A 23155-nucleotide genomic window follows, 5' to 3' on the forward strand; every position below is an offset into this window, starting at 1 on the left:
GGCCACCTCGTCGAAACCATCGAGGCAGCCGAATGCAAGAACTACTTCGAAAACGCAGGCTACGCTTCCGTCAAAATATGAAACGCTCTAGGGCGAAGCAGGAGCGAAGCTCCGTCGCGGAGACCCTAGGATCCATGCCGCGACGGAGATCGAAGGACGCGGCGGTGCAGACCCAGCGTCTCGCGCTTCCCGTCTTGGCCGAGATTGGTCATCGGTAGAAGCGCTCCGGCCGGTCGAGCTATTCACCGCTGCGACGCTTCAATGTCCCGGCATGGATCCTAGGGTCTGCGCCGCGTCGCTTCGCTCCTTGCTCCGCCCTAGGATGACGAAGAGAGGGTGGCTTTCGGCTAATCCCTGAGGTCAGTGATTGCCACTGGTGGTAGCCTTCAACCGACCTACTCCGGTATAACCAAGCCAAGCGCCTCGATCACCGCCGGGTCCACCGCCCGGGTGGTATCGTCCATCATGCCCATGCCGTCGAAGAGATCCCACAGTGCCCAGGCGAAGCCGAGTTCCTCGGCGCTCCGCCTGACATCGGCGATGTAGCGCCCGCGATCCGGGTTGGGCGCGGCGACATAGCGGGCGTCGGTGCGCAGCGCGCCGAACTCGCCCATGATGATGCGTTCCGGCGCAAGGCCGTGGCCGTCGGCCCAGTCGCGAACCTGGCGAAGATATTTGTCGACAAACCAGCGGTCGGGCCGGGCGTCGAAATAGACTTTCAGCACACGCTCGGTCTCGGCATAGGCTGCCTGCTTGGCGTCTTCAGGGGTTTCGGTGTCCTGCGCCATGCGCGCCCTGACCGATGCCAGCGTCTGTTGCAGCGAGCCGGCGGATGCCGGCCACGGCACATTGTTGAGCGACCGGTAGACGGGCTCGCGCATCCAGGGCGCGCCCTGATGGCTGAACAGATAGGGCTCATAGAAGTGAAAGGTGAACAGGATCGGTTCGAAGGGCGACAGCGGTGCCGGATCGAGCGCGGTCAGTCCGCTCACCATCGAGCCGCAGCCTCCGGTGACGACCAGCGGCAGGGTCGCTGCCGATGCCCTTGCCGCCGTCAGAAGCGCGAGCTGAATTTGCAACCAGACGTTCGACGCGCAGGCCTGCGCCGGTTCGTTGACCGGCTCGAGCGCCACCCTGCCGGGCTGGAACCGCGCCAGCCTGCCGGCAAGCTCGCCGACCAGCCCGCGATAGAGATCGAAGGCGGGTGCCACGGTGCTGGAGACCATGCGGTCGGGGTTCCAGTAATGGGTGGCCGCATTGGCCTGGATGTTGACGATGATGCCGAGACCGGCGTCGAGGGTGGCCGTGACAGCCGCGTCCAGCATGTCCAGCAACTTGCCGCGCGTGGCGGCGTCGGCGGCCAGGAAAGGGCCGGGATCAACAGGCAGACGGATGAAATCGAGCCCGGTCCCGCGCAGCCGACGCAGGTCGTCCGGGGTCGGCACCGGCCGTTGCGACTGGAAGGGCGGCCAGTCATAGTCGGTGCGCGGAGCGGGAAATTCGCGCGTCAGCGAGAACCAGGGCCAGGCGTTGACGCCGCGCCGAAATCGCGGCCCGGCGGCTGCGCGAGCGATTGGTGCGACCGGGAGCGAGCCGAGAGCCGCCGCGGTGGACAGCGCCGTCCGCAGCACCCGCCGGCGCGACCAGCCTGTCATACGGTTCCTGGCGATGCGTGATCCATCGCGGTGGTCTTGGCGGCAGTCATGCCGAGCAAATGATAGGCCTCATTTTCATAGGCAAGCAGGACATCGTCCCAGCGAAAGGCTTCGCGGGCGCGCGCCCTGGCGGCAACACCGCAGGCCTTGACCAGGGCATCATCGTCCAGCGCCTGCTGCATCCGCTTGGCGCAACTGTCCTTGTCGGTGAAGTAGATCGCCGCAGCCCCGGCGGTCCATCTGTTGTAGGGATTGTCGTGGGCGATCACCATGTTGCCGGCCGCCAGCGCCTCGACCAGCGAGGGGTTGGTGCCGCCGACCGTGTGGCCATGCAGATAGGCGCGGGCGTGGTATCTGAGCGCCTTGACCGTCGCCTGGTCGTAGATGGCGCCCGGCAGGACCACCGAGCCATTCGCCGCCTTGCGGATGGCGGCATGATAGGGGATGTCGTCGGACAGCGTTCCCAGCACCACCAGCTTCATGTCGCGCTTGGCGGAGCAAAAAGCTTCGACGATCGGCAGGATGTTGTTGTCGGGTTCGATGCGCGCGATCGAGATGAGATAGCGCCCGGGCTCGAGGCCGAGCGCCCGCACCGGCGCCTCGGGCGCCGATGCCACTGGATCGGCGCCATAGGCGATGGTGGCGATGGCGCTGCGCGGCCGGCGTGTCGCCAGGTGATCTGCGATGGCGGGATGATCGGCGACCAGCCGATGCGAGGCCCATGCGCCGATCCATTCGTTGACCCAGAACCAGGTTCGCGCCGCCATTCCCCATTTTGGGCGGCGCCACTCGATGCCGTCCATGTTGGTGAAGATCTTGCGTCGCTTCAGCCTGAGCCAGGTCAGGAAGACCGCGCCATTGTAGCCGAGCACCAGGCAAACACCCGGTCGCCGGGCGGCGTCGCGGGCGCATTGCCAGTCGAATTCCAGCGTCGCGCGCGGTCCCTTGGAGGCGACCTGGATGTGAATGAGCTCGATGCCGCGCCAGGTTTCGCTGCGCACCCTCTGGTCGATCCGCTCGACCTCATCTTGGCAATAGACGCCAACTTTCCAACCGCGCCCGACAAGAAACAGCGCCAGTTTTTCGGCAAAGGTTTCAAAGCCGCCATGGGCCGCGGGTATGCCGCGGGTCCCCAGGATCAGAATGGCGGGCGTTTCTGGTTTCATGGCCGGCGGCACTTTCACATGTCTCATATATTAGATATTGCTTAATTTATAATGAGCAGATGGCAACTTCCGTGCCACCTCCCGATTTCAGTATCTTGCGAGGGATCATCGCGCGGGGTTGTAAAAAAACGGTGTTGAAGCCGATGGTTGTTTCATTCTCGGTCAACCCTTCTGTGCGTAGCTGTATCGAAACGAAGCAATGCCTGGGGCGTACGGCCGGCAGTCGGGCGTATCGAACCGATAGTCGGACATATCAACCGATAGTCGGACGTATCGAACCAGGCATGATTCTTGCGGACGGGCTTCTGCCACAATCGCCCAGCGCGATGGTTGTAGCACCCGGCGGGATATAAAGATGCGGATTGCCTGCGTTCATCAGGGTTATGAACTCTATGGTTCTGACCGCAGCTTCGCGGAGAGCGTTGCCGCGTTGCGCGCCGCGTTTCCGTCGGCCGACATCGAAGTGGTTTTGCCGCGTAGCGGGCCGATCGTGCGGATTCTGGAAGCGCATGCCAGCCGGATCGTCTTCGAACCGCTCTGGGTGCTGAGGCGCCAGGCCATTGCGCGCCTTGCGACCGTCGAGATGGCGCGATTGCCGGTTGCCGTGTTCAGGGCGTGGCGGCGCCTCAAGCATTGCGACCTCGTCTATGTCAACACCTCGATCGTGGCCGACTACGCGCTGGCCGCACGCCTTCTTCCCCATAAGGCCGTCCTGCACATCCACGAAATCCCCGAAGGCGCCATGCGCAGGGTACTTGTCGGCCTGATGCGCTGGAGCCACGCGGATCTGATCTTCAATTCACGCGCGACACGCGCCGCGTTTGGTGATCCCAAGGCGGCGCGTGCGTATGTCGTCTACAACGGTGTTGCCGGGCCGGCGGCGGTCGAACCGATGACATATGACGGCAAGCGTCCATTGCGGGTGCTGCTGCTTGGCCGTATCAACCGGATCAAGGGGCAGGAAATCCTGCTGGAGGCGATCGCCTCGATGCCGGCGGAACTCCAGGCGAGGATCGAGGTGCGGCTGGTCGGCGGCGCCTTCGAAAGCACCGAGCGCGAGCATGCGCTTGCCGAACTGGTCGAAACCATGGGGCTTACTGGGCGCGTCAGAGTCCTGCCTTTCATTCCCGACCCCTCTGAGCATTATCGATGGGCCGATATCGTCACCGTGCCGTCGCGGCGTCCGGAATCGCTGGGCCGCGTCGCCATAGAGGCGATGGCTTACGGCCGGCCGCCGCTTGTGTCGGCGATCGGCGGGCTGGTGGAAGTGGTCAGCGACGGGGAGACCGGCTGGCATGTCCCGCCCGGCGACGCAGCAGCTCTTGGCGCGAAATTGCAGGAGATCATCCTCGCCCCTGAGGCCTGGCGCGGGTTTGTCGCTGCCGGGCGCGCGCGCTACGAGGCGATCTTCAGCGAGCCGGTCGCGGCCGCGGCGATCACCGCGATCGCCGCCGACAAGCTGAAGACGACCATCGCTCGGCCGGGCAGGGCGCCTGCTGCCCGCGAAGCGGAGACACGGCCGTGAAGCTAGCGTTTCCGAGCCATCTGGTTCGACGCCTCGTGCTGATGATCGGCGGCGAGGCGATGCAGAGCGGCTTTCATTTTGCCCTCAACATCATGCTGTTGCACATGCTGTCGGCGCAGGGCTACGGCCTCTTCGCCATCGGCATGGTGATGGGCGGTGTCGGCCTGTCCTATATCAGGTCGCTCACCGCCGTTCCCGCCAGCATCTGGATGAGCAAGAGCACCAACAGCGCCGGCGTCGATACCTATGACGTGGCGTTCGGAACGGCGGCGCTGATCGTGGCTTTGCTGATGGCCGTCGGCACGGCAGTCCTGATGCATGTTCTTGGCGACCCAAGCGGAATTGCCGCCGGCTGCTTCGTCGGTGCCTGGTCGTTGCGCAGCCATATGCGCACGGCTTTCTTCGCACGGCGCCAGCAAGTTGTCGTCTCGGTCAGCGATGGCGCTTTTACAGTCGCCGGCTGTGTCCTGACCGGGCTGTCGATATGGTTGGTCCAAGACCCGCTGCAGACCGTGTTCTATGCACTAGCCGCGGCAAATGTGTTCGGCATTTTCGTCCTGGTCCGGCTGGCTCGGCGCTCGCTTCGCATCAGCTTCCGCATGCCGACGCGGCGACGCTATGTCAGGCTCTGGCCCCAGCTGCGCTGGTCGGCATTCAGCGCGACCACCACCAACATCCAGGGTCAATGTCTGGCGCTGCTGGTCGCCGGCATTGCCGGGCCAGCCGCCTACGCACCGCTGGCGGCGGTTCTGGTGCTGTTTGCTCCGCTGCGCATCATCAGCCTTGCGTTCGTCAACATGACGCAGCCGGATCTCGCCAGGCTGATGCGGAACAATGAAACAGGCCGTGTCTGGACGCAGGCCAAGATCTGGGCGCTCGTCATGGGGCTCGGCGGCCTTGCTTATGGATGTGCGATCATGTTCGTCCTGCCGATGATAAAATCCCAGGCTCTCCAAGACGCTTCGACCTGGTTCATCGGACTTTTCGTGATCGCGAATTTCGTCCCTATCATGCTCTATATCATGCCCCGCATCGTGCTTGAAATACTCGGCGATTTTCGGATCGTCGCGTTCATCACCACGGGCGGCGCGGTCGTCGGCCTGGCGCTGATCGCGGCCCTGCTGGCAATCGCGTCTCCGCCGTGGGCGTTGTTGGGTTCCGCGGTCTCCGAGATGTTCGTGCTCGTGGCATCGTGGTATTTCGCGCATCACCGCATGTGGAATATCGAGCATCCCGATGAGGCGCGCGACAGCCGGTTGGGCGCGTGGCGGCGCACGCTGCCGTTCGCTACGGCAAAGCGATAGGAAAAAACATGGCAGTCCAGGCGGTGCAAATTGCTGCGGTGGCCGGCTCGCCCGATGGCCAGTCCTCCCATCCAGCCACCGTCGTCGCCATCGATGCCTACACGGCGCGGCTCCACACCAGCCTGGAAGCGGTGAGGCCGCTCTGGCTGCGCCTCCAGACGGACGGTGTGTGCACCGCCCACCAGAATTATGCCTGGGCCGAGGGGATCGTTGCGCGGCTGATGCCGCAAGGTGCGGAACTGCTCATCGTGGAGGTAAACGATGCCGTCACGGGTGCGCCGCGAATGCTGGTGCCGCTGATACGGCGACCGGCCTTCCGCCATCGGGTGATCGAATGGCTGAGCTGTGGCGTTTGCGACTATTCGGCACCGCTGCTGGCCGATGCCAGCCCGTGGACGACGCAATCGGCGCAGGCCGCGTGGGCCGCGGTGCGTTCCGTGCTGCCGCCGGCGGACCGCATCCAGATCACGGGAATTCCGCAATCGATCAGCGGCGTCGCCAATCCGCTGGCCTTGCTCGCGGCCACGCGCGATTCCCTGCATACCAGCTTCGGTCTCGCCATCGACGGCGACCCGGAAACCGTCCTCAAGCGCCTATGCCGGCCATCCTTCGTCAAGGCCTTCAACAAGGACTGGCGCCGCCTCGAACGGCTTGGCGACGTGGAACTGGTCGAAGCCGACACACCGGCCCTGGTGGAGGTCATCTTCGGCGGCCTCGTCCGGATGCGGCTCAGCCGCTTTCGCGAACTGGGCCGCTTCGACCTGCTGACGCAGGCGACGGTTGTCGACTTCTATCGAAACGCCGCTCTCGAGGGCCTGTCTGATGGGTCGGTGCGGCTCTTCGGGTTGCGTGTTGGTGAAGCTCTGATCGCGGTCCAATACCTGCTGATCCATCAAGTCACCGTTCATGCTCTGCTGATCTCAATCGATCAGGGCGCGGTGCCCAATGTCTCGCCGGGACTTCTGATCATGGGCAAGTTGATGAGCTGGGCGCGCGGGCGCGATTTCAATTATTTCGACCTGTCGGTAGGCAACCAGAGTTATAAGGAACATATGGGTGCCTTGGGTTCGGGCCTGCGCGAGCTTTGCCACGGGATTACGGTGCGAGGCAGCGCCGTGAGCGCAGCCATCGAGATCCGCAACCGGGCCGAGGTGTTCGTGCGCTCCAAACCTCGGCTGCTGAAGAGGCTCCAGGGACTGATGCGGGGTTTGCGGCGCCTGCGTGGGGGATCAGAATGACGGGAGAAGCATGTGGCAAGCTACGCGGCGGGAACGACTCCGATAGGGGATTTGCCCGGTGGGCCATTTTCCCCGACTGTCGCCAACGTTGATGCAACCGCGCACTTCACGGCTCGGCTGCACACCAGCTTCGACACCGTAAGGCTGCTATGGCTGCTCCTTGAAGCTCACGGCGTCTGCACTGCCCACCAGCATTATGCCTGGGTCGAAGGAATCGCCGCACGGCTGATGCCCAAAGACGCGGATCTGGTCCTCGTCGAGGTGAGTGACGCCGTGACCGGCGCGCCGGCCATGCTGCTGCCGCTGATGCGGCGCCGGGCTCTCGGCCACCACGTGATCGAATGGCTGAGCTGCCGCGTGTGCGACTACGCGGTGCCGCTGCTGGCGGATGGGAGAGCGTGGACTAGGCAGAGTGCCGACGCCATGTGGGCAGCGGTCCGTGCCGTGCTGCCATCGGCGGATCGCATCCATATCGCGGGAATTCCGCAGCAGGTCCACGGCGTGGCCAATCCGCTGGCATTGCTTTCGGTGGCGCGCGACTCCATCCAGGTCACCTCCGGCCTCGTCCTGCATGGCGACCCGGAGACGCTCATCAAGCGAATCTGCAAGCCGTCCTTTGCCAAGGCCTTCCGCAAGCATTGCCGCGGCTTCGAACAGCTTGGTGGCCTCGCTCTGGTCGAGGCCGATACGCCTGACCTGGCCGAGGAGCTCCTGGATGCACTGCTGGAACTGCGGCTCAAGCGTTTTCGTGAGCTCGGGCGTTTCGACCTCCTGACGCAGGCCCCGGTCGTCGATTTCTACCGCGCCGCGGCGCTACAAGGCCTGTCCAACGGATCGGTGCGGCTCTTCGGACTACGCGTCGGTGAAGCCTGGCTTGCCTCCATCTATGTTTTGGTGAGAAAAGGCACACTTCACGCCCTCCTGCTCGGCATCGACCAGAATACGGTCGCCAATGTCTCACCCGGCCTGACGACGATGGGCAAGCTGATGGTGTGGGGATGCGAGCGGGGCTTCGACTATTTCGACCTGTCGGTCGGCGGCCAGGGCTACAAGCAACATATCGGTGCCTCGAGCTCGGTACTGGCCGAGATCTGCGAACCGGTGACGGTGCGGGGCAGGGCTGCGAACGCAGCCATTTTGCTGCGCAGCCGGGTCGAAGGCATGACGCGGTCGCGTCCCCGGCTGCTCAAGGCCGTCCAGGGCCTGACGCGCCGCTTGCGGCGATTGAAGGACTGAGGACGAGCGTTTGCCGACGACCGATGCAAAGAGGCACCAAGGCCGGCAAGCTTGTTGACTGGGTTGGTTGGCTCTATATCTGAAAGCGCCGCTTGCCGTTCAGAAATGAGTGTCCTCGGCAGATTTTTTAAGTCGGCGTTTTCGGCAGATCATATCGATGGATGCAAGTTTAGGAGATGGGATTCGTTCCATCCTCATTATTCAAACGAAGTACATTGGAGATGTCGTTCTGACATCTGCTTTGGTTCGCAATCTGCGTCTTGCTTATCCGCAAGCATCGGTAACCATGCTTTGTGCGCCTGGTCTCAAGCAGTTCATTGTCGCGCAAGGGATCGCCGATGTGGCCGTTGGCTTTGAATCCCGTGGCAGAGGAAGGACTCTGCTCAAGCGTTTGAGCGACCATCGTGGCGTCATCTCTGATCTGCGGCGTCGGAAATTCGATCTTAGCATCGACCTTACCGATTCAAAAACCTCGCGGATCATGCATCGCTTGATCGGGGCTCCACTTCGCGTCGGCTTCGATCCTTCCGAGCATCCGATGAAGTTCTGGGAAATCCAGCTTGCAAACGTGCTCGCCGCGACCTTCGGACATGGCGGACCGCATTATCTCTACAGGAACCTGTCTCCACTCAGCGCCCTCGGGTTGGATTATCAGGACCCAACGCCTCGGCTGCAACCGACCAGGACTGCCCAGGAAGAGTGTGCCAGGCTTCTTGCGGAAAACGCTTTGGCGAAGAAGTCCTATGTGGCCGTGCATGCCGGCGCGAGGTTTGAAGGCCGTTGCTGGCCGCCGCAACATTTTGCTGCGGTCATCGATGAGGTATACGCCAAAACCGGGCTGCGATCCCTCCTCGTTGGTGGGCCGGATGAAGGGCTTGCCGCGCAAAGGATCCTTGAAATGGCAGCATCGCCGGTCGCAAGTGTCGTCGGAAAAGCCTCGCTTGAGGTCTTGACAGCATTGTTGGCCGAAGCGTCGATCTTTCTTGGCAATGAGAGCGGCCCGATGCACATCGCGGCCTCTGTCGGAACTCCAGCGGTGGGGCTGTACGGTCTGACGTCGCCTGAGCAATGGGGCCCATTCGGTGTCCCCAACCGGACGCTCCAGCCGCCCATGCCTTGCCCATGCATCGCTCCAGGTTTGTGTAAAGAAAACAACGCCGGTGGGGTCTATTGCGTCCAGCGGCTCCAGGTTGCCGATGTTGCGGCGGGGACACTCGATCTCATCGGCACGGAAGTTCAAAAATCTGCTCATTCGGGCACGCCGGCCGCGTAGCAGAGCGGCAGCGACGGACGATAGTTTTGGTGGCGTGGTGGTGCACAGTTCATCTTCGTGTGCTTCACGTCTTGATTCAGGCCAAGGCCCAAGCATATTCAAAAGATTGGTAAATTTGACCGGGCCGCATCCTGCGCTGTCCGCGAAATTGACAGGACGGCGCGTCTCCGCCATCCTTGGCCCCAGTCGTCAGGCTGCCGGCAGCGGCCGCGTTGCGTGTCAGGGCGACCGAGGGCAGTGTCATGTTCAGTCCCGTCACAGGTCAGAATTCCAAGCGCGCCGCGGTGCGCAAGGCGCTCGATCGTCACAAGGTCTACATCACCGCGCAGCGTTTTTCGGCAGGCACCTACCAGGCCCGGGTTCTGGTCGACGGCGAGGCCTATTGGGTCGACGAATTCCGGCTGAGCCAGCTGCAGCAAGGGCTGTCGCCGGCGGAGCTCGAGTTGACGCCGGCCGCTGACGATTGAGAGCGTGACTGGCTTGTTCCTGGCCGCCGTGCTTCGATCCTGGCGATGACGACTCCGCCAAAGCTCAAAGCCTATCGCGCCAAACGCGAATTCGCCAAGACGCCGGAACCGGTTGGCGGGCTCGTCAGCAGCGACGGCAACCGCTTCGTCGTCCACAAGCACCACGCCACCGCTGACCATTATGATCTGCGCCTGCAGGTCGGCGATGTCTTGAAGAGCTGGGCGGTGCCGCGCGGGCCTTCGCTCAATCCGGCCGACAAGAGGCTGGCGGTCGAGACCGAGGATCATCCGCTCGAATATATCGACTTCGAGGGTGTCATTCCCGAGGGCGAATATGGCGGCGGGCCGATGATCGTCTGGGATACCGGCACATGGGCGCCGATGGACGACGTCGAAAAGAGCTTGCGAACCGGCGCCTTCAAGTTCCGGCTGGCCGGCGACAAGCTCAATGGCGGCTGGATGCTGACCCGGCTGAAGCCGAAACCCGGCGAAGACGAAAACAAGAAGAACTGGCTGCTGTTCAAGGAGCGCGACCTCGCCGCCGACACCGCGCTTGACATCCTCACGGCCCGGCCGGAAAGCGTCAAATCCGGATTGCGCATCGAGGAACTGGCGGCGCCGGCGAAGCCCGCCACCAAACCCGCGCCCAGACAGGGATCGCTGAAGCCCGGCACGCTGCCGGGCGTGTTCAAGGCTCCCATGCTTGCCCGTATCGAGCCGCAACTGGCGACGCAGGTTCCAAAACCACCCGATGGCGACGACACCCAACAAGTCTGGCTGCACGAGATCAAATTCGACGGCTACCGCACCATGGCGCATCTCACTGGCGGCGTCGTCAAGCTGATCACCCGTGGCGGCATCGACTGGACGAAGCGCTATGGCGACCTGCCGCATGCGTTCGCGAAGCTGCCCTGCCGCGATGCCATCATCGACGGCGAGATCGTGGTGCTCGACGCCCGGGGCATCAGCCGCTTCGCGCTGCTGCAGGATGCGCTGGCCGAGGGCGCCGGCAACAAGCTCCATTTCTACGCCTTCGATCTTCTCCACCTCGACGGCTGGGACCTGACCAAGGCGCCGCTGGTCCGGCGCAAGGCGCTGCTGGCGCAGATGCTGTCGGGCGTCGGCGCCAATTCCGCCATCCAGTTCTCCGACCATGTCGAAGGTTCGGGGCAGGGGCTCTACGACCAGGTGTCGGAACTCGGGCTGGAGGGTGTCGTCTCAAAGCGCGCCACGGCCATCTATCAGAGCGGCCGAAGCAAAAGCTGGACCAAGACCAAGGCACTGCTGTCGGACGACTTCGTCATCGCCGGCTTCACCATCTCCGATGCGGCCGAAGGGCTGGCGGCGCTCGGCATGGCAGAGTTCGAGGGTGGTGAATTGCATTATCGCGGCAAGGTCGGCACCGGTTTCGATGCCGCCACCGCCGGTGAGTTGCTCGCCAGGCTGGAGCCGCTGCGGGAAGGCGCCACCCCGCCCGAGGGTGTCCCGCGCGAAATCATGCGCGAGATGAACTGGGTGCGGCCGCTGCTGTCGGCGCGCATTCATTACGCCAACCGCACCTCAGACAATGCGCTGCGCCACGGCGTCTTCCGTGGTTTGAGGGATGTCGGCCTGTCGACGCCGGTCTCGTCCAAACGCAAGCGGCTGATCGCCGAGGCCGACCTTGCCACAATCTGGGTGACCAACCCGACGCGCCGGCTGTTCGGCAAGACCGGCCCGACCAAGCTCGACATCGCGGTCTATTACGCGCTGGTCGGCGACTTCATGCTGCCGCACATCCTCGGCCGGCCGGTGTCGCTGGTGCGCTGCCCGACCGGCCTGCCGAAGGATTGCTTCTTCCAGCGCCACGCCTTCACCGGCATGCCGCCCTCAGTGGTGACATTCGAGGCGACGAATTCCGAGGGCGAGACCAAATCCTATCTCTCGGTTGAAGGCGCGAAAGGGTATCTGGCGCTGGCGCAGTTCGGCGTCGTCGAGTTCCACACCTGGGGCACCCACCGCACCAGCCTCGACAGGCCCGACCAGATCGTCCTCGACCTCGATCCGGGAGAAGGGATTTCATGGCGCGAGGTGGTCGAGGCCGCCGTGCACATCAAGGACGAATTGGAGCGCCTGGGGCTGGTACCGTTCGCCAAGACCTCCGGCGGCAGCGGCATCCACATCACCGTGCCGGTGACGGGCGCGCAGAACTGGAAGAAGCTGCACCAGGCGACCAGCGCGATCGCCACGCATCTGGCGGCAACGGCGCCTGACACCTTCACCACCACCATGGGCAAGGACAACCGCAAGAAGCGCATCTTCATCGATTATCACCGCAATGCGCGCGGCCACACCTCGGCAGCACCTTACTCGCTGCGCGCCCGCACCAATCTGCCGGCCTCGACGCCGGTCAGTTGGAGTGACCTCGAATCCATCGATGCGCCGCAGGATCTGAACTATTCCTCCCTGCCGGGGCTGCTGGCGACGTCGGGCGATCCGTGGGCCGAGATCGACGAGTTCGCGCGGGATTTGCCGACCTTGAAGAACTAGGTTCCTCGGCCCCCAGGAAATGGGGGAGAGCGTTGCGGGGCGAGGAACCCAACGCCATCGACGCTTCCGACAATTTGAATTATTCTCTCCGCCACGACCTCAAAGACGTGGCGGAAGATTTCGTCAGGGATTTGCCTGTATTGTGCGGGGTCGGTGTAGGATTTACGCAGCCTCGTTCGTCCTTCGGACGAAAGCGCTGCAGTCAATGTCAGTGCGTGGCCGCGTAGGAGTGTTTCATGGCGCCCAGGGCAAGTTGGAAAGGTTACCTCAAACTCAGCCTCGTCAGCTGTCCGGTGCGGTTGTATCCCGCCACCAGCGCCAGCGAGCGCATCAGCTTCAACCAGCTGCACAAGAAGACCCATAACCGCATCAACATGAAACCGGTCGACCCCGAATTGGGGCTCGTCGAGCGTGCTGATCTGGTCAAGGGCTACGAATACGAGGACAAGCAGTACATCATCATAGATGATGCCGACCTCGATGCGGTGCGCATCGAATCCAATCACACGATGAACATCGAGGCCTTCGTCGACGAGGACGAGGTCGACGTCATCTATCAGGACGCGCCCTACTACATGGCGCCTGACGGCGCGATGGCGGAAGAGACCTTCGCCGTGCTGCGCGAAGCCATGCGCAAATCCGGCAAGCTGGCGATCGCACGCCTGGTGCTGTCGAGCCGCGAGCGGGTGGTGACGATCGGCGCGCGCGAGAACGGCATGTTCGTGTGCACCTTGAGGAATCCGAACGAAGTGCGTGGCACGGCTGAATATTTCGGCAACATCCCAGCCGGCAAGCCCGATCCCGAAATGCTGCAGCTCGCCGAAGCACTGATCAAGCAGAAGGAAACCACCTTCGATCCGAAGAACTATGAGGACCGCTACGAGGCGGCACTCATGACGATGATCCGCGAGAAGCTGAAAGGCCACAAGCCGATCATCGCGGCGGCACCCGAGCGCGGTAATGTCATCAATCTGATGGATGCGCTCAAGGCGAGCCTGTCGCAATCGAAGCCGCCGGCCAAGTCGAAAAGCAAGGCCGACGAGGTTGCCAAGCCCGCCGCGAAGAAGGCGGCAGCGGGTGGTGCTGCTGAAAATCCGTTGAAGGCCAATCTGCTGAAGGCGGTCGGCAAGAGCAAGAGATGACGGCACCGACCGGCGCTGTTTTTGGCACGAGAGGCGCGCTGGCGGCTTTTCCGCTCAGGCTGGCTGCGCGGGAAGTGGAACGCCGACACGGCCAGCTGCGGCGCGGTATCACCAGGCGCACCACGCATGTCGTCTTCGGCCGGACACTGTTGGCCAAAGCCGGGCTCTCCAGGAACGGCGATGCCGAGATCGAACGCCGTGTCGCCGCCGAGCGCGCGGCCGATCGAACGCTGATCAGCGAAAACGGATTCCTGCGCCTTCTCGGACTGATGAAGACACCGGAAGCGTCTTCGCTGTCGCGGCAATCGCTGATCGATCAGTCGCGGCTATCAGGCTCCGACCTCGACCTGCTCGGCCTGTTCGATGCGTTCGAGCATGACGTTGAACCCTATTCCTTCCGCGACCTGATCCTGGCGCGCAAATATGCCGGGCTCATCGCCGGCGGCGCGACATGGGGGGCGATCGCGCGCTCCGTCCACCGCTCCGGCCCGGTGGCGTCGCTGACCGCCAAGTCGCTCAATGTCGGCTCGCAGCATGGACGCGCCGATGCCATCTATCTCGAAGGCGGCCAGAGCGAACTCGATGGGCAGTTGCTGTTCGATCTCGGAACAGCCGGGGCAGAGGGTGACGACACGCTAGAGGAGTTGTTCGCCGAGGCGGAAGCGGCGGAGGAGCAGGGCGACAATGATGGGGCCGCCGCGCTCTACCAGCGCTGCCTGGCCATCGATCCGAGCGATGCGATTGCCGCCTTCAACCGCGCCAACTGCCTGCGCGCCGGCGGCCACGCGGCGGACGCCGCGCACGACTATATCAATGCGATAAAACTCGACCCGGCCTTCGTCGAGGCGTGGTTCAACCTGGCCGGACTGATGAGCGAGCAAGGTCGCGAAGCCTCGGCGCGAAGGCACCTGCAGAAAGCGATCGCGCTCGACAAGACCTATGCCGATCCGGTGTTCAATCTGGCCCGGCTGGAATTCGACGCCGGCAATCTGCTGGAGGCGCGCCGGCTATGGGCGCGGTATCTCGAACTCGACGCGGAGTCCGAATGGGCACGGGTTGCAGCCAAGGGCGTGCAGTTCGTGGATCTGCAGCTGGCGCGGGCGGCGGGGTGAGTGATGCTGGCGCTTGAACACCCCCCTCTGGCCTACCGGCCATCTCCCCCACAAGGGGGGAGATCGGAAGCTTGGGCGTCCCGCTCCTTCTTGCAAAGTGGGAGATTGGCGAAAGCGGTTGAGCGCGCAATCTCCCCCCTTGCGGGGGAGATGTCCGGCAGGACAGAGGGGGGTGTGACGGAACTCGACCTCTCCAGCGAGACCGCCCCATGACCGCCTTCCTCTTCGACGGTCCCGACACCGCGCCCACCACCATTCTGCTCGCCCACGGCGCCGGTGCGTCGATGGATTCGCCCTCGATGACCGCCACCGCCAAGGCGCTGGCCGCGGCCGGCTTCCAGGTCGCGCGCTTTGAATTCCACTATATGGCCGCGCGCCGCTACGGCCACCGCAAGCCACCGCCGCGGGCCGAGACGGTCAACCCGGAATATATCAAGGCGATAGCCGACCTCAGGGCAAAGGGCGTGACGGGACCGCTGATCATCGGCGGCAAGTCGATGGGCGGGCGCGTCGCCTCCATGATCGCCGACGAGATGTTTGCCAAGGGCGAGATTTCAGGGCTGGTCTGCCTCGGCTATCCCTTCCATCCGCCGGCCAAGCCCGAGCAATTGCGGACAAAACACCTCGCCGGGTTGAAGACGCCGACGCTGATCTTCCAGGGCACGCGCGACGAGTTCGGCACCAGGGACGGGGTTGCGACTTATGGCCTTTCCGACCGCATCGAGATTATCTGGCTGGAGGATGGCGACCATGATCTCAAGCCACGCAAGAGCATCTCGGGATTTTCGGCGGCCGACCATCTGAAGACGCTGGCCGAGACGGTGAAGGCGTGGTCGGGTCGGATCGCTTCCTGAAGCGATGAAGATCGCCTCCTTCAACATCAACAACATCAACAGCCGGCTTGAAAATTTGCTGGCTTGGCTGGCTGCGGCAAAACCCGATGTCGTCTGCCTGCAGGAACTGAAGGCGCGCGACATGCAGTTTCCGCGCTCGGCATTGGCGGCGGCCGGCTATGGCGCGGTGTGGAAGGGCGAGCCGACGTGGAACGGTGTTGCCATCCTGGCGCGGGGTGCCGAGCCAGTGCTGACCCGCGATGCCTTGCCCGGCGACGATGCCGACAGGCAGAGCCGCTATATCGAGGCGGCGGTGAACGGCATCATCGTCGCTTGTCTCTATGCGCCGAACGGCAATCCTCAGCCCGGCCCGAAATTCGCCTACAAACTCGCCTGGCACGCGCGGCTGGAGGTGCATGCCGAACAGTTGCTCGACACCGGCCTGCCGGTGGTGCTGGCCGGCGACTACAACATCGTGCCCGAGCCGCGCGATATCTACCCCACCCGCTCCTATGAGGACAACGCGCTGGTGCAGCCGGAAAGCCGGGCGTCGTTCCAGCGCCTGCTCGACCAGGGTTGGCTTGATGCCCTGCGCAAGAAGCATCCGAAGGAAACGCTCTACACATTCTGGGACTATCGCCGCAACCGCTGGCCGCGCGATGCGGGCCTCCGGCTCGATCACATCCTGCTGTCGAAGAAACTGGCACGCCGCCTGACCGTTGCCGGCATCGACCGCGACGTGCGCGGCGAGGACGGCGCCAGCGACCATGCGCCGGTGTGGGTGGAATTGAAGTAAGGCGACTGCTTTCATGCGTCGCGCTTGAACGGATTCCTGCAACGCGCTTTAAGTCTTTGTCTCGATGCATGTCGCTGTCCCAAATCCGGGTTCGCTTTTGGCCGACATGCAATAACCTGTCGGCAAGTAGCCCAACGCAGCCGGATCGCCCGTGAACGCAATCCCCCATGAGATTTGTGAAGCGAGGCTCCATGCCTGACTTGGGCGCTGTCCAGATACTGGCCGCCGCCATTGTGGTGCTTGCGGCTGCTGTCGCGTCCTGGCTGCTGTGGCGGAAGCGCAGCCGTCGCAAGGGACGGCGGCTAACCAATCCGGCTGCCGACTATGCCGTCCGTACCGATTGGAACGCCCGCGGGGGTATGCTCAATTACTCGTCCTTCGTCTATTTCGATGTCGATCGCGACGGCAAATACGGCGCCGGAGACCGGCCGATGGCCGGGATCATGGTGCGGCTGTATGACGAAGCCGGCAAGCTCGCCGCGTCCGCGCGCACCAACAATGCCGGCTTTGCCAACTTTCCCATGTCGGTGAAAAGCAGAAAGGCAGTGATCCGCAAGCCGGGCAACTGGCGCTTTGTGGTTTCGGTGCCGCCCGGCTGGCAGGCGAAAAGCGAAAATGACATTCAGTCCCGACACTTCCTGCCGCTGCCGGGTTCGCCGGCCGGGATGGTATCGCAGGAGATGCTGCTGCCTGTCGGTCTGGCACCGCCGCGCCGCGTCAGCGGGCGCGTCGCCGGCGATGGACCAGCGACCCTCTCCGTGTCGGGGAATGGGTACGTCCTGGAGACGCGGGCACTGGCGCCGGGTGCCGTCTTCAGCTTCGACCTGGCTGAAGAAGCCGACACGGTCAGCGTCAGCGGCGGCGGCTTGGCGCGGCGGCTGACGCTATCGCCCTACTCGGCGGATCTCGGCCTGCTGTCGCCGCAACGCGCCGGCATCGACACTGATGCCGCCCTCGAAACGATCGATTTCGACGATGTGACGTCGCGCAGCCTCAGGAAAATTCCGGCTGGCCATGCCGGATTGGCGTGGCGCAACCTGAATGCGATGGCCCGCGACTTCACCAAGGACAGCCAGGGCTATGTCAATGGTAATGTTTCCGGCGACCATGTGCTCTACACCAGCAGCGGGCTGCCGGCCGAATTCAGCTGCGAACGGCCGTTCGGCTTTCACTCGGTCATGCTGAGCGCCGCCTGGCTGGCGTCGGAAGGGGAGGTGGCGCTGATCGAAAGCTGGCTTGGCGAGCAGCTGATTGCAAGCGACGAGGTCACGCTGTCGGCGCTAACGCCGCTGCACTACGCTCCAATGCTCAAAGCTGTAACGCGTGTTCGCCTGTCGACGAAGCACTATTGGCAAATGGTGTTGGACGACCTGATCCTGGTGCGTTGAGGTTTGGACGCGCCAGGAGCAGGTGGCGCTGAAATTATTGCGGTGTCGGCAACGAGGAGCCGTTGGCCGCAGTGACCGCCGACAACCGGCCTTTTTTCAAGAACGATGGCTTCACATAGATTTTTTTCATATCAGACTCTCCTAAAATCCCGATCCGATGATGCCAGACTGCGGCCATCTGTCAACCATGCGGGCTGAAATCGGCAAACTGCAATAAATCCAAGGAGGCGCGGCAAGGCGCCCGCCCTCCAATAGCGGCAACCGGATCGCAATGTTGGACAGCCAGACCGGCCCGATTTATGCGGTGGCCTTCGCCGCCGACGGCGCGGTGCTGACCGGCGGCAACGACCGCACCATCCGCGACTGCCGGCCACCGGCGGCGACGGCGTGGTGCTGTTTGCCGGCGCGCCGGAATGAGCGAAATCTTGATCACCCTGTCCGCCGTGCTATGTAAAACCCATGCCAGCACCCAGCCTCCCAGACAATGCGCCGCTCATCGTCATCGATCTCCAGACCGGCATGTTCGACGGTGTGCACGAGCAGCCGATCCATGATGCGCCTGATATTGTCGAGCGCACCAAGGCGGTGATCGATTGGGCGCGGCGCGGCGGGCGCAAGGTCGCTTTTATCAGGCATGACGGACCCGATGGCGACCCGTTGGCACCGGATGAGCTGGGCTGGCCGGTTTGGCCCGCGCTCGGCCAAGCGGCGGACGAGCCGACCTTTGCCAAATCCGTTCGCGATGCTTTCAGCAATCCTGCCTTCGGCGACTGGCTTGCCGGTCAGGGTGCGAGTGCTGTCGTGCTCTTGGGCGCACAGACCGATTTTTGCGTGGCCGCGACGGTCAAGGGCGCCATCGCCAGAGGGCTCGGCGTGACCGTGGTCTCCGATGTGCACAGCACGCTGGACAATGCCAGCGAGAGTGCCGAGCAGGTCATCCTCAGGCACAATGGCGAATTCGCCGAGGCCGGCGTCAATCTGGTGACCACAAAGGCGCTTGTCGGCGGCTGAAGCCCGACCGTCGCCGCAGCGCGCATTATCAGGCGGGCCGGCTTGAGGACTTCGCGAGAGAAGACAGGCGGCTGCCGTGGTCGACGCGGACGGGGGGGCGCATTGTTGGGATGGCTCGGGCGCCCGCGTCAACCAGGGCGGCTCGTACCGCCGCATTAGCAACATTGCACATTGCGGGCCGCTCGAAACTTCCGCGAAAGCGGAATAGGCCGGAGCAAAAGTGCGGATTCGGCTGAGACTTTCGGCGCGCTTTCCCGGTCAGGGAGTCAAAAAGTCTGCTGGCTTGTCGGGATGTCGCTCAGGGCGTTTGCCGGGTCCTGCACCGGATCGGCGAGGAACGATGCCGCAATCAGGTCGTCGGCATCGATCCGACCATGACGATCTTCCATGATGGCCGCGACCTTTTGAAAGGTTTTCATTTCGGCATCCGTCACCCGCGCATCACGCATCCTGGCTTGGAGATCGGCCAGGCGAACTGCCAAAGCAGGGGATGTCACAGCTTTGCTTGTCATCTTCACTCGTCCTGATTGGAAGCTGGGCAACCCGCCGCCATGGCTGGCGGCGGGTTGGACAGTTCGAAATTCAATCGTAGACCTTGATGATCTTGCGGGTGCCCGGATCCACCAGGACGGTGCGGTTGTCGACCACCACGTAGCGGTATTTGACATCGGGGATCTCATGAAGTTCGACCGTGTCCGGCAACGCGCTACCAATATTCAGTTCCACACCGGGAACCTTGACCGAAGCGAGAGGCTGCTTCTTCACATACTCGCGGATGACCGTGTCCTGTTCAGGCTGAATGACAACGTCCTGAGCGGCAACGGCGCCGACACCAGCCAACAGCAATAGCGCCGCTGCGGCGCCCGTTAGGTGCATTTTCATACCGTTTCTCCTTGCGAGTCAGCATGACAGGATCGTTCAACGCTGACGGCAACTGAACTTGAGCCAAATGAAAATGTTCCTCCGCTGGGGCTTCGGTCGGGTGAGACGTGCGACTTAAGTCTGGTCTGCGAGCGCATTGGTCTTACCGACGGGAACGGCTCTCTGTTCATGGCTGTTTGTCTCCCGGAATTCGGAGAGACAGATGGACAAAAGTGTTGGCCAAGCGCGCTGGTTGCTCGCACCGATTTTCGCGACAGCTGTCACCTTTCTGGTGATGGGGATAGTCCTTGGCTGACATGTCGTCGATCGGCGCAGCAACGTCCCTTCCTGCGCTGATAGGATTCGCAAGCCGCTTCGGCGGCTGGCGAATCCTCTATTTTCACCATGCGCCGGCCTGCTCATTCGGCAGCCGAGCGCTTCGTTCAGCTTATGCAACGTTGGGAGGTTACTATGGATCGGCGATCCTTCTTGACGGCGATGTTTGGCATTGCCGGGGCCGCGGCCCTTGCAGGGGCAATTCGCCCGATCGAGGCAGCGGCCGGTGTTCCAAGCGCTGGAAACGGCATTCTCGATGAAATTGAGGCAGAGGCCCTCGACGACGAAGGTGCACATGCGGAGGTGCAGCCGGTCGACCATCGACGCTGGGATCGGGGCTGGGATCGGGACTGGGATCGGGATCGGGGCTGGCGCCGGCGCCGGCACGGGCGGCGTTGGAGACGGGTCTGCCGCAGTTACTGGCGGCATGGTCGCCGTCGCGTCCGGTGCTATCGCAGACGTGGCCCTTCGGTCGTCCTTCGATTTTAGCAGCTAGCCTGCACGTCCTAGCGATTTGATCAGTGCGATGGGCTCGGCGTCCGCATCTTTCCTGCGGCTGCCGAGCCGGAGGCTGTTTGTCGAGGCTGAAGCTATACGTGGCGAAACGGCGCGAAGATGAATCCGCGCCACACAAAGGCGAAGACGGCAAGGCGAGGACAAGAAATGGCCCGGCAGCCAGGTGCAAAGGGAGGACGCCGGGCCAGCCGACTTCTGGCGGTCGTCGGCCATCGCTACATTAGATATATCTAATGTTAATGCAAGCAACCCAAAACTTCTCCGATGGACAAAACACCGTCCGAAGCTGTCCGTTTCGCTGCATGATCACCAGCACGGCCGCCGCACTGCAGACAGCGGCAATGGCGGATCTTCCTGGCCTAAGTCTGGAGGACTTGCGCGGCGGCAATCTCGCTATGGCTCAGCAGTAGCTCGTTCAGTTTGCCGCTTTGCTATCGGCCGCGTGTATCGATCGAGCGGGCGGGGAAGACAGGGCACGTTGATCCGCAGGCTGCTCACTGAAGTAAAGTGAACTGCCGAGTAGAAGGAACACGATGCCCACCGCCGTTAATCCAACCATGAGCACGGCGATCGCCGTTCCTGGGCCATGGCCCGTCTTGATGATGGTGGATCGGTGGGGCATCGCGCTGTTCTCCAGGCATGGCACCCGGCGGGGCCGCTTTCGACAAACGACGAACACGGCCCCGATGTTCCCTCGTTGGAAGCTTCAATCGGTCACGTCGGGCTTTTGCTTTTTCCTGTAGGACCAAGGTCTTATCCGTCGTGCGCAAAAGTCCAAGGGGCCTTGTTCAGTTCCGATAATGTCCCTTGGATGTTCCGCTATTTTAGGTAAATCTGATATAATGCCTAGGCGGAAAACTTAGCCGGCCAAGCACATTTTCCCGCGAACCGGGCATGGAAAATGTGGCTTTGGCAAGTTCAACAACAGGCAGTCATGTCTCGGGCGACGAATGGCTCACGTCTCGTCGAATCGGCCCTCGCGGGTCTGATCGCGCGTGATCGCGGCTTCTTCCTCATCATCGGGAAGGGCATCGTCGCTGTCCTGGTACGCGTTATCGTCGTCCTCGTCGGGCAGATCGCCGTCTTTTTCGACGCCGTAACGCATGTCGCCGTTTTCCGGCACGGACTCTGGCAGGATCTCGCCGCCCTTGATCGCATCCCAATCCTGCTGCTCGATGGTAGGCCCATCCGCCTGCGGTGCGTCATCTTCGATGTCGGCGCTTGGTTTGTTGCGCGGTGCCATGCCGGCCTCCTTCCTTGAAAAAACTGGAGGCGAAACTCGGCGTGCCGGCATTTGTTCCCCTGCTCGAAGTGCAAAGAGCGGGCGTGCTTCTGGATTTTCGACGGCTGGCGCGTCAGCCCAGCCCCGCCGGCACCGCCGCCGCGCGCCGGATCGCCACCGTTGCCAAGTCGCCGCGCAATGGAAAGCGCGCAGTGGCGATCGGCCGCTTACTTGCGAAGTTGCTAAAATAATGAAATGTTGTTCGCGGGAAATGGGATGAGCAGGGACTGGTTGGAACCGGCGCGGTTTCGGCGGTTTGGGGAAACCATGTATTTTGGGCAGTTTCTCGTAGGAATGTCAGCCACGGCTCTCATTGTCGCGGTGTGGACCTATATGGTCACCGGCTCTTTCTGGGAGGCATTTGCCTGGACGATAGCGACGCTGCTTGTCCTGCAGGTCGGCTACTTCGTGCTCATCGTGAGGCTGATCTTCAGGCGCTCGCACGATATCGTGCCGAGCCAGGATCCGGTAGACGCCTTCCCGCCATTGCATCGCGACGGTGTCCAGCTTTGAGACCGGCTGGCCAGGATCACTCGCGCGTGTGCGCCCGGGCAAATTCGGGGAACCTCGCCCACAGCGCGATCACGGTGTTTGGTCACTGAGAGACAGCGTTGTCTGGGCATAGCCCCGCTGGAGGTTTCGGCACAGCGTATCGTGGGAACATTTCGGCGTCGTCGTGGGAACATGATGCATGCGCGACCGGCTTCGCATGGCTCAGGCCGTCAGGTGGAACAAGTGATCATGCTTCGCGTCCTCTAGCAGTACCGGTGAGGTTGCCACCTCTATCGGCACTGCCATGGCTCGCTCTGCTCCCGGCGGGGCGAGTCTTTTTCGTGCTCCCATCGTCGAGATAGAGGGACGCGAGGCTGATTTGACGCGGCGACAACAGGTGCTTCGCCAATTCGGCTGCAGAAGGGATTTTTCGTCTTCTAATGTCCGTACACATTTGTGCAAGTTTTCAAGCATTTCCGCGCTGTCTGCCGCATGCTTGATCAGCAACAAATTAATATCCGGGCTGCAAACATAACATCTTCAATTCTGAAGTTGGATGGAACCACATGGCAGCGGTGGAGTTTTTATGGAGGGCGGAATTCAATTGTCACTAGGAGACGGTCATGAAACTTTATCTTACAAGCGCGGCGGCTGCCATCGTCCTGACGGGCGGCATGGGTGCGGCGCTGGCGGAGAGCGTCGTCGTCGTCCAGCCGCAGCAGGAGACGGTCGTTCGCGAATACATCAAGAGGGAACCGCTTGCCTCGGTGAACCTTCTGGGGGTCGAACTCAAGCTCGGCTCGTCGGTACCGGACACTGTCGAACTGCGTGAAGTGCCCGACGTCAAATACCGCGTCGCGGTGATCAATGACCAGACGGTCCTCGTCGACCCGGAGACCCGCCAGATCGTTGAAGTGCTGCCCTAAGGGGTTCCCGCAGCACTGGACCTTGGGAAAAACCCGCCCCGACGTCGCGTCGGTGGCGGGTTTCCTT

At 62.8% G+C, this 23155-nt stretch carries 22 protein-coding genes; 17 read left to right on the plus strand and 5 right to left on the minus strand.

The genetic code is table 11. The features are described 5' to 3' along the window. Positions 1 to 395: 395 nt before the first annotated feature. A complete protein-coding gene (locus NKJ11_RS31895; protein ID WP_352795057.1) occupies positions 396 to 1655 on the minus strand; it encodes a glycoside hydrolase family 5 protein in 1260 nt (419 codons plus the stop codon). Next, positions 1652 to 2821, minus strand: coding sequence for a DUF1972 domain-containing protein (locus tag NKJ11_RS31900; RefSeq protein ID WP_352677602.1), 1170 nt, complete (start codon positions 2819 to 2821; stop codon positions 1652 to 1654). The genes NKJ11_RS31895 and NKJ11_RS31900 overlap by 4 nt, the downstream gene beginning before the upstream one ends. 355 nt (positions 2822 to 3176) lie before the next feature. Between NKJ11_RS31900 and NKJ11_RS31905 the strand changes: the two genes are divergently transcribed. From NKJ11_RS31905 to NKJ11_RS31970, 14 genes are all read left to right on the plus strand, one after another. Further along, the gene (locus tag NKJ11_RS31905; RefSeq protein ID WP_352795058.1) at positions 3177 to 4346 is read left to right on the plus strand and encodes a glycosyltransferase; all 1170 of its coding nucleotides are present in this window, start codon (positions 3177 to 3179) and stop codon (positions 4344 to 4346) included. After that, on the plus strand, positions 4343 to 5650 hold the full coding sequence (locus NKJ11_RS31910) for an MATE family efflux transporter (protein WP_352632184.1): 1308 nt from the start codon (positions 4343 to 4345) through the stop codon (positions 5648 to 5650). Before NKJ11_RS31905 ends, NKJ11_RS31910 begins: the two co-directional genes overlap by 4 nt. A gap of 8 nt (positions 5651 to 5658) precedes the next feature. Further along, complete coding sequence (locus tag NKJ11_RS31915; protein WP_128305557.1) at positions 5659 to 6888, plus strand: GNAT family N-acetyltransferase; 1230 nt, start codon at positions 5659 to 5661, stop codon at positions 6886 to 6888. Between the two features lie 12 nt (positions 6889 to 6900). Continuing rightward, positions 6901 to 8124: a GNAT family N-acetyltransferase gene (locus NKJ11_RS31920; RefSeq protein WP_031213625.1), complete on the plus strand. Its 1224-nt coding sequence runs from the start codon at positions 6901 to 6903 to the stop codon at positions 8122 to 8124. A 109-nt stretch (positions 8125 to 8233) separates the two neighbouring features. After that, positions 8234 to 9397 carry a glycosyltransferase family 9 protein gene (locus NKJ11_RS31925; protein ID WP_352795059.1) on the plus strand — a complete coding sequence of 388 codons (1164 nt, stop codon included), beginning with the start codon at positions 8234 to 8236 and terminating at the stop codon, positions 9395 to 9397. A 242-nt stretch (positions 9398 to 9639) separates the two neighbouring features. After that, positions 9640 to 9864, plus strand: coding sequence for a hypothetical protein (locus NKJ11_RS31930; RefSeq protein ID WP_023813316.1), 225 nt, complete (start codon positions 9640 to 9642; stop codon positions 9862 to 9864). 45 nt (positions 9865 to 9909) lie between these two features. Next, complete coding sequence (gene ligD, locus NKJ11_RS31935; RefSeq protein WP_352795060.1) at positions 9910 to 12393, plus strand: DNA ligase D; 2484 nt, start codon at positions 9910 to 9912, stop codon at positions 12391 to 12393. Between the two features lie 236 nt (positions 12394 to 12629). Further along, positions 12630 to 13535 (plus strand): non-homologous end joining protein Ku, encoded by a 906-nt coding sequence (gene ku / locus NKJ11_RS31940; RefSeq protein WP_352632194.1) that lies wholly within the window; start codon positions 12630 to 12632, stop codon positions 13533 to 13535. Then, positions 13532 to 14647 carry a tetratricopeptide repeat protein gene (locus tag NKJ11_RS31945; protein ID WP_352632196.1) on the plus strand — a complete coding sequence of 372 codons (1116 nt, stop codon included), beginning with the start codon at positions 13532 to 13534 and terminating at the stop codon, positions 14645 to 14647. Before ku ends, NKJ11_RS31945 begins: the two co-directional genes overlap by 4 nt. Positions 14648 to 14856: 209 nt before the next feature. Continuing rightward, entirely contained in the window at positions 14857 to 15501 is a 645-nt protein-coding gene (locus NKJ11_RS31950) for an alpha/beta hydrolase family protein (protein ID WP_023813321.1), read from the plus strand. Between the two features lie 4 nt (positions 15502 to 15505). Then, complete coding sequence (locus tag NKJ11_RS31955; protein WP_023813322.1) at positions 15506 to 16276, plus strand: exodeoxyribonuclease III; 771 nt, start codon at positions 15506 to 15508, stop codon at positions 16274 to 16276. Between the two features lie 191 nt (positions 16277 to 16467). Continuing rightward, on the plus strand, positions 16468 to 17664 hold the full coding sequence (locus tag NKJ11_RS31960; protein ID WP_023813323.1) for a hypothetical protein: 1197 nt from the start codon (positions 16468 to 16470) through the stop codon (positions 17662 to 17664). 274 nt (positions 17665 to 17938) lie between these two features. Then, a complete protein-coding gene (locus NKJ11_RS31965; protein ID WP_245486366.1) occupies positions 17939 to 18118 on the plus strand; it encodes a WD40 repeat domain-containing protein in 180 nt (59 codons plus the stop codon). Between the two features lie 5 nt (positions 18119 to 18123). Next, positions 18124 to 18675: an isochorismatase family protein gene (locus tag NKJ11_RS31970; RefSeq protein WP_023813326.1), complete on the plus strand. Its 552-nt coding sequence runs from the start codon at positions 18124 to 18126 to the stop codon at positions 18673 to 18675. A gap of 266 nt (positions 18676 to 18941) precedes the next feature. On the opposite strand, the gene NKJ11_RS31975 is transcribed toward NKJ11_RS31970, so the two are convergent. From NKJ11_RS31975 to NKJ11_RS31985, 3 genes are all read right to left on the minus strand, one after another. After that, positions 18942 to 19187: a hypothetical protein gene (locus tag NKJ11_RS31975; protein ID WP_352795061.1), complete on the minus strand. Its 246-nt coding sequence runs from the start codon at positions 19185 to 19187 to the stop codon at positions 18942 to 18944. 70 nt (positions 19188 to 19257) lie between these two features. Beyond that, positions 19258 to 19557, minus strand: a complete 300-nt coding sequence (locus NKJ11_RS31980) for a DUF1236 domain-containing protein (protein WP_031213630.1) — start codon at positions 19555 to 19557, stop codon at positions 19258 to 19260. Between the two features lie 1786 nt (positions 19558 to 21343). After that, the gene (locus NKJ11_RS31985) at positions 21344 to 21631 is read right to left on the minus strand and encodes a hypothetical protein (protein WP_023813332.1); all 288 of its coding nucleotides are present in this window, start codon (positions 21629 to 21631) and stop codon (positions 21344 to 21346) included. A 14-nt stretch (positions 21632 to 21645) separates the two neighbouring features. Between NKJ11_RS31985 and NKJ11_RS31990 the strand changes: the two genes are divergently transcribed. The 3 genes from NKJ11_RS31990 to NKJ11_RS32000 all read left to right on the plus strand — a co-directional run bounded on the left by NKJ11_RS31990 (position 21646) and on the right by NKJ11_RS32000 (position 23088). Next, a complete protein-coding gene (locus NKJ11_RS31990; RefSeq protein ID WP_023813333.1) occupies positions 21646 to 21861 on the plus strand; it encodes a hypothetical protein in 216 nt (71 codons plus the stop codon). Between the two features lie 103 nt (positions 21862 to 21964). Then, positions 21965 to 22183, plus strand: coding sequence for an exopolysaccharide production repressor protein (locus tag NKJ11_RS31995; RefSeq protein WP_245486367.1), 219 nt, complete (start codon positions 21965 to 21967; stop codon positions 22181 to 22183). Positions 22184 to 22785: 602 nt separating this feature from the next. Further along, a complete protein-coding gene (locus NKJ11_RS32000; protein WP_128305564.1) occupies positions 22786 to 23088 on the plus strand; it encodes a DUF1236 domain-containing protein in 303 nt (100 codons plus the stop codon). The last annotated feature ends 67 nt before the right edge of the window (positions 23089 to 23155 follow it).

The sequence above is a fragment of the Mesorhizobium sp. M0243 genome (assembly GCF_040321775.1).
GTDB lineage: Bacteria > Pseudomonadota > Alphaproteobacteria > Rhizobiales > Rhizobiaceae > Mesorhizobium.